The 17,876-nt window shown below is 48.5% G+C and carries 15 protein-coding genes; 11 read left to right on the plus strand and 4 right to left on the minus strand.

Annotated elements, in window-relative coordinates; translation table 11 throughout:
* Positions 1 to 32: 32 nt before the first annotated feature.
* Positions 33 to 269 carry a VF530 family DNA-binding protein gene (locus AC5ZC7_RS13305; RefSeq protein WP_496161796.1) on the plus strand — a complete coding sequence of 79 codons (237 nt, stop codon included), beginning with the start codon at positions 33 to 35 and terminating at the stop codon, positions 267 to 269.
* Between the two features lie 122 nt (positions 270 to 391).
* Here the strand turns inward: AC5ZC7_RS13305 and AC5ZC7_RS13310 are convergent, their stop codons facing one another.
* The gene (locus AC5ZC7_RS13310) at positions 392 to 910 is read right to left on the minus strand and encodes an exonuclease (protein WP_496161797.1); all 519 of its coding nucleotides are present in this window, start codon (positions 908 to 910) and stop codon (positions 392 to 394) included.
* A gap of 140 nt (positions 911 to 1,050) precedes the next feature.
* On the opposite strand from AC5ZC7_RS13310, the gene AC5ZC7_RS13315 reads away from it, so the two are divergent.
* A complete protein-coding gene (locus tag AC5ZC7_RS13315; RefSeq protein WP_496161798.1) occupies positions 1,051 to 1,566 on the plus strand; it encodes a hypothetical protein in 516 nt (171 codons plus the stop codon).
* Between the two features lie 226 nt (positions 1,567 to 1,792).
* Here the strand turns inward: AC5ZC7_RS13315 and AC5ZC7_RS13320 are convergent, their stop codons facing one another.
* Positions 1,793 to 2,812 carry a serine hydrolase gene (locus AC5ZC7_RS13320; RefSeq protein WP_496161799.1) on the minus strand — a complete coding sequence of 340 codons (1,020 nt, stop codon included), beginning with the start codon at positions 2,810 to 2,812 and terminating at the stop codon, positions 1,793 to 1,795.
* Positions 2,813 to 3,553 (minus strand): GDSL-type esterase/lipase family protein, encoded by a 741-nt coding sequence (locus tag AC5ZC7_RS13325; RefSeq protein ID WP_496161800.1) that lies wholly within the window; start codon positions 3,551 to 3,553, stop codon positions 2,813 to 2,815.
* 235 nt (positions 3,554 to 3,788) lie between these two features.
* Between AC5ZC7_RS13325 and AC5ZC7_RS13330 the strand changes: the two genes are divergently transcribed.
* The 9 genes from AC5ZC7_RS13330 (at position 3,789) to AC5ZC7_RS13370 (ending at position 17,194) form a co-directional block, all read left to right on the plus strand.
* Positions 3,789 to 6,908 carry a SusC/RagA family TonB-linked outer membrane protein gene (locus AC5ZC7_RS13330; RefSeq protein ID WP_496161801.1) on the plus strand — a complete coding sequence of 1,040 codons (3,120 nt, stop codon included), beginning with the start codon at positions 3,789 to 3,791 and terminating at the stop codon, positions 6,906 to 6,908.
* Between the two features lie 24 nt (positions 6,909 to 6,932).
* Positions 6,933 to 8,414: a RagB/SusD family nutrient uptake outer membrane protein gene (locus AC5ZC7_RS13335; RefSeq protein WP_496161802.1), complete on the plus strand. Its 1,482-nt coding sequence runs from the start codon at positions 6,933 to 6,935 to the stop codon at positions 8,412 to 8,414.
* A 95-nt stretch (positions 8,415 to 8,509) separates the two neighbouring features.
* The gene (locus AC5ZC7_RS13340; protein WP_496161803.1) at positions 8,510 to 11,206 is read left to right on the plus strand and encodes a c-type cytochrome; all 2,697 of its coding nucleotides are present in this window, start codon (positions 8,510 to 8,512) and stop codon (positions 11,204 to 11,206) included.
* Positions 11,207 to 11,233: 27 nt separating this feature from the next.
* Entirely contained in the window at positions 11,234 to 12,313 is a 1,080-nt protein-coding gene (locus AC5ZC7_RS13345; protein ID WP_496161804.1) for a DUF4432 family protein, read from the plus strand.
* A gap of 12 nt (positions 12,314 to 12,325) precedes the next feature.
* Positions 12,326 to 13,525, plus strand: coding sequence for a class I mannose-6-phosphate isomerase (locus AC5ZC7_RS13350; RefSeq protein ID WP_496161805.1), 1,200 nt, complete (start codon positions 12,326 to 12,328; stop codon positions 13,523 to 13,525).
* A 23-nt stretch (positions 13,526 to 13,548) separates the two neighbouring features.
* The gene (locus AC5ZC7_RS13355) at positions 13,549 to 14,589 is read left to right on the plus strand and encodes a TIM barrel protein (protein ID WP_496161806.1); all 1,041 of its coding nucleotides are present in this window, start codon (positions 13,549 to 13,551) and stop codon (positions 14,587 to 14,589) included.
* Between the two features lie 28 nt (positions 14,590 to 14,617).
* Positions 14,618 to 15,769: a Gfo/Idh/MocA family protein gene (locus AC5ZC7_RS13360; protein ID WP_496161807.1), complete on the plus strand. Its 1,152-nt coding sequence runs from the start codon at positions 14,618 to 14,620 to the stop codon at positions 15,767 to 15,769.
* 75 nt (positions 15,770 to 15,844) lie between these two features.
* Positions 15,845 to 16,603 carry a 3-keto-alpha-glucoside-1,2-lyase-like domain-containing protein gene (locus tag AC5ZC7_RS13365; RefSeq protein ID WP_496161808.1) on the plus strand — a complete coding sequence of 253 codons (759 nt, stop codon included), beginning with the start codon at positions 15,845 to 15,847 and terminating at the stop codon, positions 16,601 to 16,603.
* Between the two features lie 63 nt (positions 16,604 to 16,666).
* Positions 16,667 to 17,194 carry a 5' nucleotidase, NT5C type gene (locus tag AC5ZC7_RS13370; RefSeq protein WP_496161809.1) on the plus strand — a complete coding sequence of 176 codons (528 nt, stop codon included), beginning with the start codon at positions 16,667 to 16,669 and terminating at the stop codon, positions 17,192 to 17,194.
* Here AC5ZC7_RS13370 and AC5ZC7_RS13375 read toward each other — a convergent pair whose 3' ends face one another.
* Positions 17,195 to 17,875, minus strand: a complete 681-nt coding sequence (locus AC5ZC7_RS13375) for an ATP-binding cassette domain-containing protein (RefSeq protein WP_496161810.1) — start codon at positions 17,873 to 17,875, stop codon at positions 17,195 to 17,197.
* Between the last annotated feature and the right edge of the window lies 1 nt (position 17,876).

The following is a 17,876-nucleotide window of genomic DNA, read 5'->3' on the forward strand; positions in this document are numbered from 1 at the left end:
TTCCCTACCTTTGGGGCATTAAACGGAAAAATATGCAAACACCAGAAAAATCCAATGATCCGCTGCACGGGCTTACCTTAGAGAAAATAGTAACGCATCTCTACGAGAGTTATGGCTGGGAAGAACTGGGAGAACAGATCAGGATTAATTGTTTCACCAGCAATCCATCTGTACAGAGCAGCTTGAAGTTCCTGCGTAAAACGCCATGGGCGCGAAAAAAGGTAGAAGACTTTTACAAATATTCCCTGAGAAAAAACAAACTCAAATAATACAGGTGGTGATTGCAGGGGTAACTATTGCCTCACAGGCTATCAGGGCGGGGTTGGTGAATCCTGTAAAACGTTTGCGATAATCATAAGGGGCCTGTTGTGGATTTTTCCACCACAGGCCATTAAAACTTCACTTTCAGTCCCATTTCTTTTTTCATCGTAAGTAGTGCTTCGGCATTGCCTTTGGCATCGTCTACCGGATGATGGGTATGCCGGGTTTTCCGGAGATGTTTAAACGTAGTAAACGTGTCTTTCATCATACCCTTGTACAAGCTGCCCAGGTTCTGGGAACTGAATCCAAAAGGGTTTTCTCCCAGGAAATGATGAAAGTACCAGCAGATAAACATCCAGTCGAAGCCGTTGTTGTCGCTGATAAACATAGGCCGGTCGCGGCTCACGGAAGTAATCCAGTTTTTAAAATTCAGCATCACGGTTGCCGGATCATCGAAGCGCTGGGTGTCTTCGCGGGTGTGGCCGGATACCGCCAATGCTTCCGGCACATGCTTGTCGGAAATGGGTTTCAACTGACCGTAAAAGGTTTGATTCAAGGGTTCATTGACGAGAACAGCGCCAAAAGAGATCATGGAAAAGTCACCTGGAATGGGGCCATCGCTTTCCACGTCCACCATAATAAAAGCCATAAAATGGGTTTTGATTTTTTGGGTTAAACAAAATTTATTTCGGGTGCAAAGATATAATAATATTTTCCATATCTGCAAAATCACTACAGTAGCTTCCTTCCACTCCTACAAAAAATCACTATCTTTTCTAAAAGCCTGGTATGAAGTTTTTCTTCGGTTTGTTATTCGTGGGCTGTCTTATTAACAGTATTACCGCCTGGTGCCAGGTGGTCAATAAAAATACCGTGCCTATCAATAAAATCTGTAAGCAGATTGACAACGACGCGTCTCTCCGTAAAGTAGCTGCCAGCGGGGATCTTTCCCGTTTGCCGGCCTATGGAAAAACCAAGGAATTAACAGGTTATTATAAAGACAGCACTCTGGTAAAAATCACATTGAAGGGACATGATAAGGAAGGCAAGGAAACATTTGTTTACTACTATCATCACAACGCCCTCATTTTTGTTTATAACGAATTCTTCGGTCCCCACTACAACGTTGCCGGGAAACGGGTCCCTAATGCCTTTGAAAGCAATTTCCAGGGCTATTATTATTTCAGGAATGGAAAATGGCTGGATGAGGTATCTACCGGGCATAACCGGTTTGAAGATGACCAACTAGACGCTGGCAAGATATTACCCAGGGAAGCAAAGCAATGCAGGCAACTGCTACCATGAAAAAGGCATCCTGGCAAAGCCGGGATGCCTTTAACGCCAAAGCGTTAACAGACTCTTTGATGGAGCCCCCTTTGATTAAACTAAATTAATCGCAGGTGTCCATGAATATGCTGTAGATAACATGAATACCTCCTTTTCTTTGGTGAGTAATGAAATTACTGGAAAATATCCAGAAAAGAAAACACTACCACAAAAAAATAACATATTGCCGCAGTGGACTGCTGTACTACTTCCCATTCACCACCGGCAGCGCCATTTCACGGATCATCTTTTCGAAATAGTAGGCGCGTGGCATATTAGCAGGATCAGGGCTTACATTCTCCAGCACTACGATGCTGCTATGGGTAGCCGGATAATAAAAGTTTATCCCAATAAATCCCTGCTCTGGTAAAAAGCCGGTATGGCCGATTTCGCTTTTGGTGTCATTGACCATCAACCCGTACCCGCCGCCAGTTTCGCCCAATACAGGGTGTTGCCGGGGTGCATACACAGTCGTCATGGCTTTGTACATGTTGTCCCCTAATATTTTGCCCGTATTCAACAGTTCATTCCAGCGTGCCAGGTCGGCAGCGGTAGACACTACACCGCCCTCTCCCAGCAACATTTCCGGGAAGGGCGCTGTTTTTGCCTGCAACTGTCCGTCTTTGCTTTCTTCATAGCCCGTAATTGGCTTGATACGCGGAGGTACACCGGAATTGGGCATCCCGGTTTCCTTAAACAGTTCTTTCAACAATACCGCGTAAGCTTTGCCGGTAATGCGTTCCAGCAGGGATTGCAGCAACACATATCCGAAATTGGAATAGACCAGTTTGGAGCCGGGCGTAAATGCCAGGGGCTGGTCGTACCATACTACGCCTGCGGTATGATTCAGGAGCTGATGGATGGTCACGCTATCGGCCCATTTGTCTTTCAACGCAGGAAGATAAGAACGCAGTGTCTTTTGCAACTGTATATGTCCCTTTTCTACCTCCCGCAATACCAACACGGCAGTAATTTGCTTAGTAACAGACATGATGATAAAACGGCTATCCGCCTTCACCGGCTCTTTTGTATCCTGGTTGGCATATCCTATGGTTTTGGAATAAAGCGTTTTACCATTTTGCTGAATCAGCACCACGCCGTTGAAGTCACGCACATTTTTAGCGCCCATCAATGAATCCAAGCGGGTAGAAAGACTTTGTTGCGCCATCACACAGCTCCCTGCCAGCAACAGTAACCCGGTAAATAATCCCCTATGAAGTTTCAATTATTTCTTTTTTAAAGCAGTGGCGATGGCTTTTTCTGCCAATGGGCCCATCACGAGATAGCCTTCCTTGTTAGGATGCACGCCGTCATAGGTAAATTCTTTTTTCAATCCTTTTTGTTCATCTACCATCGCACTATAGTAGTCGAGGTACACACAACCATTTTTAGCAGCGTATTCTTTGATCAACTGGTTCAGTTCCGCGATTTTAGCAACAGGCTCCAGTCCTTTACGCCATGGATAGTCATATACCGGCAGTACGGACGACAACACTACTTTTATGCCATTGGCTTTGGCCAGTTCGGCCATCGATACAATGTTGCCAAAAATAATGGGAACAGGCGTATAACCGGTATTACCCGCAATATCATTGGTACCCGCCAGGATCACTACCACTTTGGGATGCAGGTTAATCACATCCGGACGGAAGCGAATCAGCATCTGTGGCGTGGTTTGCCCGCTGATACCCCGGTTGATATAGGGTTTGTCAGCAAAAAAATCCGGGTTCAGATTTCCCCAACCGATGGTAATAGAGTTCCCCATGAATACCACCCGTTGCTCACCGGCTTTAGGGGCAACTACCTTTGCGTTATCGTCCTGGAAACATTTCAGACAAGCCCAATCCTGCTTCATCAGCTCTGCCTGTTTGTTTCGCTCTTTCACTGCCTCGTCTGTATCCTGTGCAAAAGCAGCGGTACCCAGCAGTGTAAACAAAGCCAATAATGGCCAACTTAATTTTTTCATTTTCATCGATCGGATTTTATAACGCGGTTAGCAGTTAAATATAGTCAGAAAAATAACACTTTTTTCCTGGCATTACCAACGAGAGATTTTCGAAGGTGCACAGTCAAGGGTCAGCGGCCTTAAAACAGGACAGTGCAGGACAGTACAGGACGCAACAGGACAGGAATGTATTATTCTTCGCCTAAATTTATTTCCGTTAAGCATCGCCGTTTCATCAAACCAAATTCCACTTGTTATGATTAAAGTCTACATCCTTTGTCGTAAAGGATACTCCGTTATGGCACGTTATGGCGTCACCTTTTTATTGCTAATCTTTTGCCTGCCAGGTTATGCGCAGGAAAAAAACAGTGTCAGTGGACAAATAACTGATGCAGGTACCGGCGCTCCGCTTCCCAGCGTTACTATTGGAGTAAAGGGCAGCAGCAAGGGTACTTTTAGCGACGCCAATGGCAGATACACCATTGCTGCCGGCACTGCTGATTCACTTGTTTTTAGTTTTATCGGGTACATTTCCAAAACCCTTTATGTGGGTAGTCGCACCAAAATCAGTACACAACTGGAATCCAGCAACAAAGTACTCAACCAGGTAGTGGTGGTGGGTTATGGTACCCAACAGAAGAAAGATGTTACCGGCTCCGTGGGCATTGTGCCTATGAAAAATGTCAAAGATATGCCGATCGCAGGTCCGGACCAGGCACTGGCCGGACAGATTGCCGGCATCCAGGTCAGCACTTCCAACGGTATTCCCGGTGGTGGTCCACAGGTACAGGTACGCGGTATTGGTGCCGTAGGTGCTGGCAGCCAGCCCCTGTATGTGGTGGATGGCTATCCGCTGGCCTCTTCTTCCGACCAGATTTCTGATCCGATGAATGCCATCAACCCACAGGATATAGAGTCGATGGCAGTTTTGAAAGATGCATCCGCTACGGCCATCTATGGTTCCAGGGGCGCCAACGGCGTAGTGCTCATCACTACCAAACGTGGCAGCTCCGGCATTCCAACGGTACAACTCTCCGCCAACTACGGCATCCAGCAAATTCCCCAAAAAGGCCGTCCTAACCTGATGAACGGACAAGAGTTTGCACAATTCAGAAAAGAAGCTATCCAAGACAATATCCGCTTCACCGAACACCGCGAACCAACCGATGCCGATATCCCGGAAATCTACCGCCATCCGGAACTGATCGGCGAAGGCACCAACTGGTTCAACGCCATTACCCGCGTGGCGCCAATGCAGGACATCAATCTCAGTGTAAGCGGTGGTACAGAGAAAATCAGGACCTATATTTCTGCCGGGTACTACAACCAGGATGGCGTAGTGATCAACTCCGGATACAAAAGATTTTCTGTCAGAGCCAATGTAGACGCCAATCTTTCCGATCGGTTGAAAGTGGGCTTTAACATAGCACCTTCTTACACCACCCGCAAAGGTAATACCAACGGGGAAGGCCGCGGTAACTACTTCGGTATCGCCAGCCCAATTGAGCCTATCTACAAACCAGATGGCAGCTATAATGCGTTCATCCAGAGCCCCGGCACTTTCGGCTTACCTAACCCGGTGATGTTCCTGAATGAAGTCATTAACCGTTCCAAAAGCACCCGTATCCTGTTTAATACCTATGGCGAATACGAAATTATTAAGAACCTGAAATTCAAATCTACTTTTAACGTAGACTACCAGGAAGGTTCCGGTGAATACTTCATTCCCTCTACTATTGGTAACACCAATGCGGCGCCGCCCAGCATTCCCTCCGGTGGCTACAATAGCGGCAACTACCTGAACTGGCTAAACGAAAATACACTGACCTATCAATACAACACCAACAATGGTCATGCGTTTACCGGTTTGCTCGGCTACAGCGTACAATCGCAAAAGGAACAATATGCCGGCTTCAATGGCGCCAACTACCCCGACGATGATATCAAAACATTAAATGCCGCTGCTACCATTACTGGTGGTACCGACAAAACAGAATGGGCATTGCTGTCTTATCTCGCCAGGATCAACTATGCGTATAAAGATAAATACCTGGTAACCGCTACCGTGAGAAGTGATGGTTCCTCCCGCTTCGGACCTGATAACCGCTGGGGTACTTTCCCATCCGTAGCACTGGGATGGCGCGTTTCACAGGAAGAGTTCATGAAGTCATCACGTATAATCAGTGACCTGAAAATAAGGGCTTCCTATGGTTTCTCCGGTAACTTCAATATTGGCAACTATTCTTACATGAGCAATATCGGCACCAGCGATTATGTGCTGGGTGGTGCACTGGCCGGCGGACGTGTAATGAACACACTCGGCAATCCTAACCTGGGCTGGGAGAAAATGCGTGAACTGAATATAGGCGTAGACGTTGGATTGTGGAAAGACCGCGTATACCTGACCATTGATGCCTACAAACGCAATACCCAGCAACTGTTGTTAAACGTAGAAGTACCGCAGTCCAGCGGGTTCTCTACCGTAACAGAAAATAAAGGTGACATGGAAAACAAAGGGCTGGAAATCGGTATTTCTTCCCGCAACATTGACACCAAATCGCTCACATGGACCACCAACTTCAACATTTCCTTCAACCGGAATAAAGTGCTGGCATTAGGCAAAGACAATGCGCCTATTTACTCCGGTAACTCCAGCGAAGGTAACCCTACCAACGTAACCATGGTGGGTAAACCGCTCGCTATGCTCTATGGATATGTATTTGATGGCATCTATCAAAACCAGGCAGAAGTAGATAAAGGTCCTGCGTTTCCAGGCGCAATTCCGGGTAATATCCGTTTCAAGGATATCAACGGCAACGGCGTGATTAATCCGCGGGAAGATTTCGCCATCATCGGCAATCCTTATCCCGACTTCAACTGGGGCTTAACCAATATCCTGAATTACAAAAAATTTGACCTGCGTATACTGGTGGTAGGTTCCCAGGGGGCTGACCGCCTGCATGCCACTAACGATTACAATGGCAATATCGACGGTGTGTTCAACGTAAGAAAAGATGTAGCTAACCGATGGAGGTCTGAGTCCAATCCAGGTAACGGCAAAGTACCTACTACCAATGGTTCCGGTCGTGGCAGGGTGATGTACAGAGACGTAAGTTCGCTGACCGTAGAGAAAAACAACTACGCCTGGGTGAAAAACATTACCCTCGGATACAGCTTGCCCAAATTTGGATTTGTACAAAGTGCCAGGGTATATGTGAGCGTACAGAATGCTATCCTGTTCACCCACTACAGCGGCAACCCGGAAGTAACCAACTACCTGGGCAAAGGCGGTAGCGGCGCGCTGGTACCGGGTATCGACTACTCCAGTTACCCGGTTCCGAGAATTTATTCACTGGGTGCTAATCTCTCCTTTTAATTCAGTTCCTAAAAGTATAGCCACATGAAAACAAAAATATCTTTTATCGCGCTTTTAGCGATTGCACTGAATGGATGTAACCAGATGCTGGACGTGAAACCGAATTCGTTCTCCAGCGGATCTAACTATTATACCAACGAGAGCCAGGTATTACGTGCGGTAAACGGCTGCTATGGCGTGTTGCAGGATCTATATCTCAGCGACTACTGGGCCATGACGGAAATGAGAGCAGACAATACCAATTACCAGTATGATGAAAGTGATCGCGGTGCACAGCAACGCGAAGAAATTGATGAGTTCCTGACCACTACCAGCAACAACTACATCAATAACGCCTGGGCACAGTTATACCGGAACATACAGCAATCCAATGTGATACTGACACGCATCGATGCCGTCCCTTTCGCAAATGAGGCCACTAAAAAACAATATACCGGCGAGGCCAAGTTTCTCCGGGCCCTGTACTACTTTCACCTGGTGCGTCTTTTCGGCGGTGTGCCCCTATTGGTGAAAGAAGTGGCAGGCCCGGAGCAGGCTTCCACTCCTAAAAAAGCCAGCGTAGCAGAAGTGTATGCGCAAATTATTGCGGATGCCACGGGCGCTGCAGCCAACCTGCCCGCTTCCTACAGCGGCGCCGACGTAGGCCGTGCCACCAAAGGAGCGGCACTGACCTTACTTGGAGATGTGTATATGACCATGAAAGACTATCCGAAAGCGGTGACCACCCTGCAACAGGTAGTAGCCCTGAATTATTCGCTGGTACCTGAGTATGCAGATAATTTTGATCCGGCAAAGAAGAATAATTCGGAGTCCGTTTTTGCAGTGCAGTATAACTCAGGACTGGAAACAGAAAGCAGCAATTTCATTTTTGTGTTTGGTCCGCGTAATGGTAAAAAAGATCTCACCGGATTCAATGGTAACCTGGGTGGTAACAATATTCCTACCCCCAGCATAGTGAATGCTTACGAGGCAAAGGATAAAAGGAAAAATGCATCTATTTACATGTACGACAGCCCCACCAATGCTGCGTTTGCAGAATCAGTAGCTTTCGGTGGAAAAATACCGCTCATCAAAAAGTTTTATCATCCACCGTATGCACTCGATGGACGCGCCAATGAAAACTGGCCGGTATACCGCTATTCCCAGGTATTGCTGATGCTGGCTGAAGCCATCAATGAAACCGGTACCGGCGATCCCCTGCCCTACATCAACCCGGTGCGGGTGCGCGCAGGTTTAGATCCGCTGCCTGCTTTAAGTCAGGCGGCATTCAGGGATACCGTATTCCATGAGCAACGGGTAGAACTGGCATTTGAAGATCAGCGCTGGTACCAACTGCTGCGCACGGGTAAAGCCATATCGGTGATGACAGCACATGGTATTGAAGAGAAAAAGCGCCTGAGCAGGCTTAGCCCGGCTTCGTACAACATACAGCCGTTCCAGTTATTATATCCGATTCCTGAAAGAGAGATAAGATTGAATGGATTTGAACAAAATACCGGTTGGTAAAAAAAACTAGAAAAAAGAGGAAACGTTTGCTATATTACTACAGCTATAGTCAACTACCCATAGTATCATCTCAGGAACTTATACAAGCATATATTATGACCACGTTAAAAAAAAGACCATTTCGGCTGCTGGCGCTTATTACCACCGTTTTGATAACGGGTGTGGCCTGTAATAACGGAAACGACTCAACGTCGAAAGAAAAGCAGGGAACGGGGAATTCAAAAGTCGATGCATTGAAATTACCTGATAATTTTAAAGCAGAGCGGCTGTACAGCCCCGGTGATAACAAACAGGGATCCTGGGTATCCATGACTTTTGACAACAAAGGCCGCATGATTGTGTCTGACCAGTACGGCTACCTGTACCGGTTACAGTTGCCCGCTGTAGGAGAAGATTCGTCTAAACTGAAAATTGAAAAACTGAATATCGGCAACGATACCTCTACCCAGAAAGTATCTATGGGATATGCACAGGGATTGCTGTATGCGTTTAACAGCCTCTATGTAATGGTGAACCACAACAGTGACGACCGGTTCAACAAAGGCAGTGGGCTATATCGTTTGCAGGATACCAATGGCGATGATCAGTTCGACAAAATCACCCTGTTGAAAGCACTGGATGGCGAAGGCGAACACGGGCCACACAGCATTGTGCTGTCGCCTGACGGGAAGTCTATATATGTGATTGCCGGTAATTTTACCAAGATTCCGGAGATGAATAACTATAAAGTGCCGCTGTCAGTTAACATTGATAACGTGCTGCCATTTATCAAGGATCCTAACGGTCATGATAACGTAGTAAACACGCATGGCGGCTGGATTGCGCACATCGATTCTACTGGCAGCAACTGGGAATTGATCAGCTCCGGCTATCGTAATCCTTTTGACCTTACTTTCAATGATCAGGGCGATATGTTTACCTATGATTCCGATATGGAATGGGATTTTGGTACGCCCTGGTATCGCCCTACCCGTATTTGCCAGGTCACCAGCGGCAGTGAATACGGCTGGCGTCCAGGTACCGAAAAATGGTCCCCTGCTTATCCGGACAACTTACCGCCATTACTGAACATTGGCCAGGGTTCCCCTACCAACCTGATCTATGGCGGCAAAGCACGTTTCCCGGAAAAGTATCGTAAGTCGCTGTTTGCTTTTGACTGGAGCTTTGGTATTATTTACGCCATTCACCTGCAACCGGAAGGCGCTTCTTATAAAGCCAGTGCAGAGGAATTCCTGTCGGGTTCTCCGCTGCCATTAACGGATGGTGTGATTGGTCCGGATGGTGCGTTGTATTTTCTCACTGGCGGCCGCCGCCTGGAGTCTGATTTATACCGCGTATATTATAAAGACAATAAAGAAAGTAACGAACCACTAGCAGCTACCACACCAACAGCCGGTGCAACCACCCGCAAACAACTGGAAGGATACCATGGTGGCGCCAAACCCGGCGCAGTAGATTTTGCATGGCCTTATCTGAAAAACGAGGATCGCTTTATCCGTTTTGCCGCCAGGATAGCAGTAGAAAATCAACCGCTGAGCCAGTGGCAGAACAAAGTGCTGCAGGAAAAAGATCCTGAAACTTTGATACAGGGTGCTATTGCGCTGGCACGTCAGGGCAAAGAAGATGTGAAAAAAGTACTCCTGCCACAACTCATGACAATCAATTATGCACAACTGTCGCCGTCTCAGCAAATAGACCTGCTCCGTGCATTTGAACTGGTATTTGTGCGCATGGGTAAACCAGACGCTGCGCTCTCTGCACAGGTAGCTGCTTACCTTGATCCACAATATCCGGCCAGCAACAACGATCTTAACCGCTCGCTGAGTAAAGTGCTCGTATACCTCGATGCGCCCAATGCCGTAGAAAAAACCATGGCCTTGCTGGCTACTGCGAAAGATGATACCGCCGCGCAGAAAACGGCAATGCAATCTGCTGACCTGATCCTGCGTAACCCGCAGTACGGGCTGGACATTGCAGGTATGCTTTCCAAGATGCCACCATTGCAACAAACCTGGTACGCTACCGTGTTGAGCCAGGCTAAAAAGGGCTGGACACCTGCTTTACAGGAACAATACTTCCAATGGTTCTATCATGCCTTTACGTATAAAGGCGGGCATAGCTTCATTGGCTTCATCAACGGCGCACGTAAAAATGCACTGGCGAACGTACCAAAGAATGAATTTGCGCATTTCAACCAGGTATCTGGTGATTCGCTGGTGAACAGCGGTGGCGGCCTGGCACAAGGCTATGCGCAACCAAAAGGACCTGGCAGAAACTGGAAACTGGACGAAGCCGTAAAAGTAGTGGACAGTGGATTAACGAACCGGAATTTCGAACAGGGCAAAGCCATGTTTAATACGGTACTGTGCAGCTCCTGTCATGGTATGCGCGGAGAAGGCGGCGTAGCTGGTCCGGATCTAACGCAACTGGGTACACGTTTTTCTACCAAAGACATCCTGGAAGCTATCATCGACCCAAGTAAAACCATTTCTGATCAATATGCGGCGACCGTGTTTTCATTGAAAAATGGCGGTTCCGTATTAGGCCGGTTGGTGAGCCAGGACAAAGACAAATACATCATTTCACAAAATCCGTTTGCACTGCAGGAACAGCGCGAGCTATCGAAGAAAGAGGTAGCCAGTACCAAAACATCGACGGTATCCGTGATGTTACCGGGACTGATTAACCGCCTGAATGAAGAAGAGCTGAGAGACCTGGTCGCCTACCTGAAATCTGGTGGCAACAATAAGGATTCTGTATTCCTGGCCTCCAAACAACTGGGTAGTAAATAATTTTTCCGGAAGATAAATTTAGCGCGGATGACCACACAAACACCTGGATGGCAACACAAAATATCGCACCACCTGCAACTGGGCGGTATAGAAACAGCAGTGCTGGACAATGGCCCCGGCAGGGGTACCCGCATTGCCTGGATCAATACCGGCGCGGGATTGCGATACAAAGTAGTCATTGACCGCGCCATGGATATTGCCGATGCTTTTTTCAATCAGCATAGCCTGGCGTGGATCAGCCATAGTGGCGTTACCGCACCACAACGTATTACCACCAAAGGTTTGGACTGGCTCCAAACCTTTGGTGGTGGATTGATGACCACCTGCGGGCTATCCCATGTAGGCGGCCCTGAGTCCGATGAATACGGGGATCGCGGGCTACATGGCCCCATCAGCAACACGCCGGCTGAAATCATTTCCATTATCCAGCCCGACCCGGTAAATGGACAAATGGACATGAGCATTACCGGTATCATGCAACAAGTACAGGTGCTTGGCCCACAACTGGTATTGAAACGTACCATTTCCGGCACCCTCGGCCAGGCGGGTATACGGATACATGACGAAGTAATCAACAAAGGCAATATACCCGCGCCACATATGCTACTGTATCACTTCAACCTGGGATGGCCGCTGGTAGATGAAGGGGCAGATATTTGCTGGGAGGGCCCATGGACTTCCCGGGCAGGCAATCCGGATGAGATCTTCCGGGAAGGCCATCCCTATAAAAAATGTGCCGCTCCGATGGACAGTCATGCTGGTAGCGGTGAGGAAGCCGCCATCATTGACCCCGTAGCAGATGCCGATGGTTGGTGTACCTGCGGCGTGTATAATGCCGCGCTGCCGCTGGCGCTGTCCCTGCGTTTCAAAAAAGAACAGCTCCCGGTACTTACCAACTGGCAACACTGGGGCAAGGGCGAGTATGTAATGGGACTGGAACCCGGCACCCATCCTCCTACCGGTCAGGCGAAAGCCCGGCGTGATGGCACGCTGATCATGCTGCCACCCGGCGCAGCAAAACATTATGAATTACACATCAACCTGCTGCAAAGTGCAGCAGCCATAAAAGCATTTATCACCAGCTGCCAGCTGTCAGCTGTTAGTTAAAATCGTAAAGCCATGGAAAAATTAAGCTTAGCTGAAAAAGCACTCGAACAGGGACAAGGGATTCTCCGACTGGCACCTACCTGGGTACCCAGGTCATTTTGTGTACCAGGACGGCGGATCAAATTACACCCGGACGACTATTACGTTTTGGGAGGCGAAAGAGGCGGTATAGATGAACGTTGGCTGTCATCCACCACCCCGGCAAAGAACGGGCCTTTAACGGGCGAAAATGAGGGTTTAAGCATGGTGGTGCTGAACGATGGTAACAGTACCCAACAATTTTTATTAAAAGATGCCATCAGCGAATTAAAAGATCGCCTGATCGGTAAACGGCTCTGGGACCAATACGGCGCCTGGCCCATGTATTCCAAGTTCTTTGACAACATGGGACCATTGCCGCATCATATTCATCATAACGACGAAAAAGCGGCACTGATAGGACAAGCCGGCAAACCGGAAGCCTATTATTTCCCACCACAACTCAACAATCACGGCGGCGACTTCCCTTACACTTTTATGGGTATTGCCCCCGGCACCACCCGCGAACAGATTAAGGAATGCCTCGTCAACTTTACCAAAGGCGATAATAAAATCACCAACTACTCCCAGGCTTACAAACTGGAACCCGGCACCGGATGGGATGTACCTCCCGGCTTACTGCATGCACCCGGCAGCCTGTGTACCTACGAACCACAAAAAGCGTCCGACGTATTTGCCATGTACCAGTCGCTCGTAAACGAAGCCATTGTACCGGAAGTACTCCTCTGGAATGGCACGCCCAAAGAAAGTATTGGCGATTACGATGCACTGATGGAGGTGATCGACTGGGACCTTAACGTAGATCCCAACCAGTTCCAGAACCGCTTTATGCCGCCTAAGCCCGCAGCTAACGGCCAGGGTTATACGGAAAACTGGGTATGTTATAAATCAGACGCTTTCAGTGCCAAAGAACTGACGTTGGAGCCTGGCGCTACTGTAGTGATTAAAGACAGCGCGGCCTATGGCATTATCGTGATGCAGGGGCACGGCAAAATGGGGGTATGGGACATTGAAACGCCGGCATTGATTCGTTACGGTCAACTGACCAATGATGAGTTTTTCATCAGTGAAGCGGCAGCAACTGCCGGTGTCACTATTGTGAATACTTCTGCCACGGATCCTATTGTGATGCTGAAACATTTTGGTCCGGGCAATCCTGACCTGGTGCTTTAATTGTTAAAATTTTAACCTGCGTTATGAAAGAAAATAATTGGCCCAAACTACACAATGCCACCTGGCCGGGCATTGTAGGCAAAGGAGATGGTTCTGAACCCATCATTTCATTTGATACCCTGCTCGAAATGACCGCAGCCGCGGAAGTGAACGGTGTAAAATTCGATGGGATCGATATCGGCTTATTTGATCCGCATGTACCCGTAGATAGCAGTGATGATGATTTAAAAAGGCTGGTCGACAAAGTAGCATCTTACGGTTTGGAAATAGGCAGCCTCGTAGCGCCCATATGGCCTCCCAGCGGCGGCTCTGCCATGGGGAGTAAAGAAGAGCGGGCCCGGTTTGTAGAACAGGTACGCAAGTCCTGCCACGTAGGTAAACGCCTGCGGGAACTGGGTATCCGGCCTCACGGTGTGGTACGCATTGACTCCGCCTGTACGCCGGAAAGCTGGTCGCAGGACCCTGCCGCCAATACCCAACTGATTGCACAAACCTTCCGGGAAGCGTGCGATGTGGCCGCCGACTACGGTGAAAAGCTCGCCGCAGAAGGAGAAATTTGCTGGGGTGGTATGCATAGCTGGAAGGCCATGGTAGATACTTTATCCGCCGTAAACCGTCCTAATATTGGGTTCCAGGCCGACATGTCGCACACCTTCCTGTACTTGCTGGGATACAATAGCCCGCAGGACCGTATACTACCCGTGGATTTCGACTGGAAAGACCGGGACGCCCTTGCTACCGGGTTACGAACACTTACCGATGCGCTGCGCCCATGGACGATTGACTTCCACGTGGCACAAAATGATGGCACCGTGCATGGTAGCGGTTCACACGATAAAACGGGCCGGCATTGCCTCGCCACAGATCCTAACGGCAAACTGAATATCGCCGAGGACGCCGGCTACTGGCTGCGGGACAACAACGGTGCAATCACCAAAGCCTTCCGGCATATTTGCTGGGATGGTTGTATGTTCCCGAACGCCGTCATGACCCAGGCAAAAACCTGGAATGACATACTGGCCGCCATGGTGGAGGTACGTACCTTACACGGCTGGCAGGAATAGATTTTCAACACCTAATTTCTGACAAATTATGACACAAAAGAAAGCATTGCGGATAGGGTTAATAGGCTGTGGTTTTATGGGCAGAACACATTCCAACGGTTATTTACGGGTAAAGAATTTCTTTCCCCAGCTGGCCTATGTACCAGTGCTCAAAGCCGTATGCTCCCGCACCGAAAGCAAGGCCCGCGCTTTTGCTGAACAGTGGGGTTATGAATCCGTAGAAACCGACTGGAAAGCACTCATCGCACGGGACGATATTGATGCCGTTGATATTTGCACACCCAATGATATGCACGCAGAAATTGCGATTGCTGCTGCCGCTGCCGGGAAAATGATCCTTTGTGAGAAGCCACTGGCCAGAACCCTGGCGGAATCTGAGGGCATGGTTACGGCCATCGAAAAAGCAGGCGTGCCAAATACCGTATGGTACAACTACCGTCGCTTGCCGGCTGTGACCCTCGCTAAACAAATCATCGACTCCGGAAAACTGGGTCGCATTTTTCACTACCGTGCTAACTTCCTGCAGGACTGGACCATCAATGCCAACCTGCCACAGGGCGGAGAAGGCCTCTGGCGCATGGATGCAGACGTTGCCGGTTCCGGCGTGGTGGGCGACCTGCTCTCCCATTGCATAGATACTGCCTTATGGCTCAATGGCGGCATCAACACGGTGACCGCCATGACGGAAACGTTTGTAAAAGAACGGATGCACCAGCTCACCGGCAAAGTGGAAAAAGTACATATCGACGATGCCTGCTCCTTCCTCTGCCGCTTTAACAACGGCTCGCTGGGGCTCTTTGAATCAACCCGTTATGCACGCGGACATAAAGCTTTATATACATTCGAAATCAACGGCGAGCATGCTTCCATCCGCTGGGATCTGCACGATTTAAACCGCCTGGAATACTTCGATAACGCTGACGCATCTACGGTGCGCGGATGGCGATCCATCCATGTTACAGACGGCGACCAACCCTATATGGACAAATGGTGGGTACCCGGCCTGGGCATCGGCTACGAACATTCCTTTGTACACCAGGCAGCCGACTTCCTCCAAAGCCTGGAAACCGGCGGCCCCTGCTCCCCTACATTCAGGGAAGCACTGGAAACACAAAAGGTTTGTCAGGCAGTACTGGATTCTGCCAGCAGCGGCACCTGGAAAAACACCGGCGTGGCATAACTATCAGAAACGTATACACGCAGGTATCTATCTCCGGAGGATATACGAAAAACAAACACTTTTAAAATATCAACTATGCTGAAAAGATCAGGCCTGTTTATTTCATTGGTGGCAGCCACCGCACTGTGCACCACCAGCGGCTGTCAAACCAGCAGCAGCATGGGCAACGCCGGCGGTTTCGTAGAAATCTTTGATGGCAAAACATTAAAGGGCTGGGAAGGCGATGGCGTTCACTGGCGCGCAGAAAACGGTAACCTGGTAGGTGAAGTAACACCCTCCACCCTGCTGAAAACCAATACCTTCCTTATCTGGCAAGGCGGACAACCCGCTAACTTCGAACTCACCTGCGAATTCAGGATCACCAGCGGCGGCAACAGCGGCATCAACTATCGCAGCGTAATGGTAGAAAACGTACCCCATGCGCTGAAAGGCTACCAGGCCGACATCGATGGCGCCAATCATTACACCGGGCAGAACTATGAGGAACGCGGACGTACCACACTGGCATATCGTGGACAAAAAACCACGATTCCCGCGCCTACTACCTCCCTGCAGGATGGCGTGAAAAACAATGCCTGGTCTGCCGCTATTGTAACTGGCTCACTCGGCAGCTCCGATTCCCTCCAAACGCTGATCAAAAGCGAGGATTGGAATAAATGCCACCTGGTAGTCAGGGGTAATCATTTACAACACTACATCAACGACGTGTTAATGAGCGAGGTCATTGACAACGATAAAGTGAACGGCAAAAGCAAAGGATTGCTTGGCGTACAAGTGCATGTAGGTCCACCCATGAAGGTAGAATACCGGCATATTATGCTGAAACGTTTGTAGTATAAAAGAGCGGATCATCTCCGCTCTTTTTTATTATATTAGCTTCCTCAAAAACAGGAAACAATGCAACTATCTATTGCTATAGACATGGACGAAACCATTGCCGATCCGATCAAAAAAGCCAGGGCCTGGTATTACCGCGATTACGGTAAAACATTCACCACTGAAGAATTACACGGCAAATCACTCACTGACATTTTACCGGAAGCCCATAAAGCCAAAATAAAAGAATACCTCAACACACCCGGTTTTTTTCGCGACCTGGAAATATTTCCCCATGCACAGGAAGTGCTGAAGGAACTTAATAAAAAATATAAACTCTATATTGTTTCCGCCGCCATGGAGTTCCCGGACTCACTGAGAGATAAATACGACTGGCTGCAGGAATTCTTTCCTTTCCTCACCTGGCAACAGTACTGCCTTTGCGGAGATAAGTCCATTGTACAAACGGACATCATGATCGATGACCTGACCCGTAACTTTACCCATTTCAAAGGCAAAGCTTACCTCTACCATGGCCATCATAACGTGCATGAAAACGGCTATGAGCGGATTATGAACTGGGAAGATGCTGCTAAAAAACTGTTATAGTTATTGACGGATAATTTTCCCATCTTCCATTTCTATAATGCGGTTGGTACGTGCTGCAAACTCCGGATCATGGGTAACAATGAGCAGGGTTTGATGATATTTTACTGCCAGTTCCTGGAAGATATCAAATACGATTTCCCCGTTTTTCTTATCGAGGTTGCCCGTAGGCTCATCTCCCATTATAATGGCAGGATCGTTAATCAATGCCCTGGCAATGGCTACCCGCTGCTTCTGACCACCCGACAGTTGGTTCGCATTCTTTAATGCCAGGTTTTCCATATCCAGCATACGCAGGCGTTCCATGGCACGATGCTCTATTTCGGATGCTGAAAATTTATTGAGCTTCAGCCCTGGCAACATCACATTTTTCAATACACTAAATTCGTTCAGGAGATAATGGAACTGGAATACAAAGCCGATTTTCTCGTTGCGGATACGTGCCAGCTCCTTTTCCTTTTTACCTGTTATCAGTTCCTGTTCTATCCATAGCTGCCCTTCGTAATCAGTATCCATGGTAGACAGGATGTAGAGTAAGGTAGATTTACCACAACCTGACTTTCCTACTACCGACACAAATTCTCCCTTGTTTACCGACATGCTCAAATCATTCAGTACCGGCACCGTAACCGGATCATGAAAGTATTTATTGATATGACTGGTTTGCAGGATAACGTTACTCATC

The sequence above is a fragment of the Chitinophaga sp. 9-1-y genome (genome assembly GCF_059511905.2).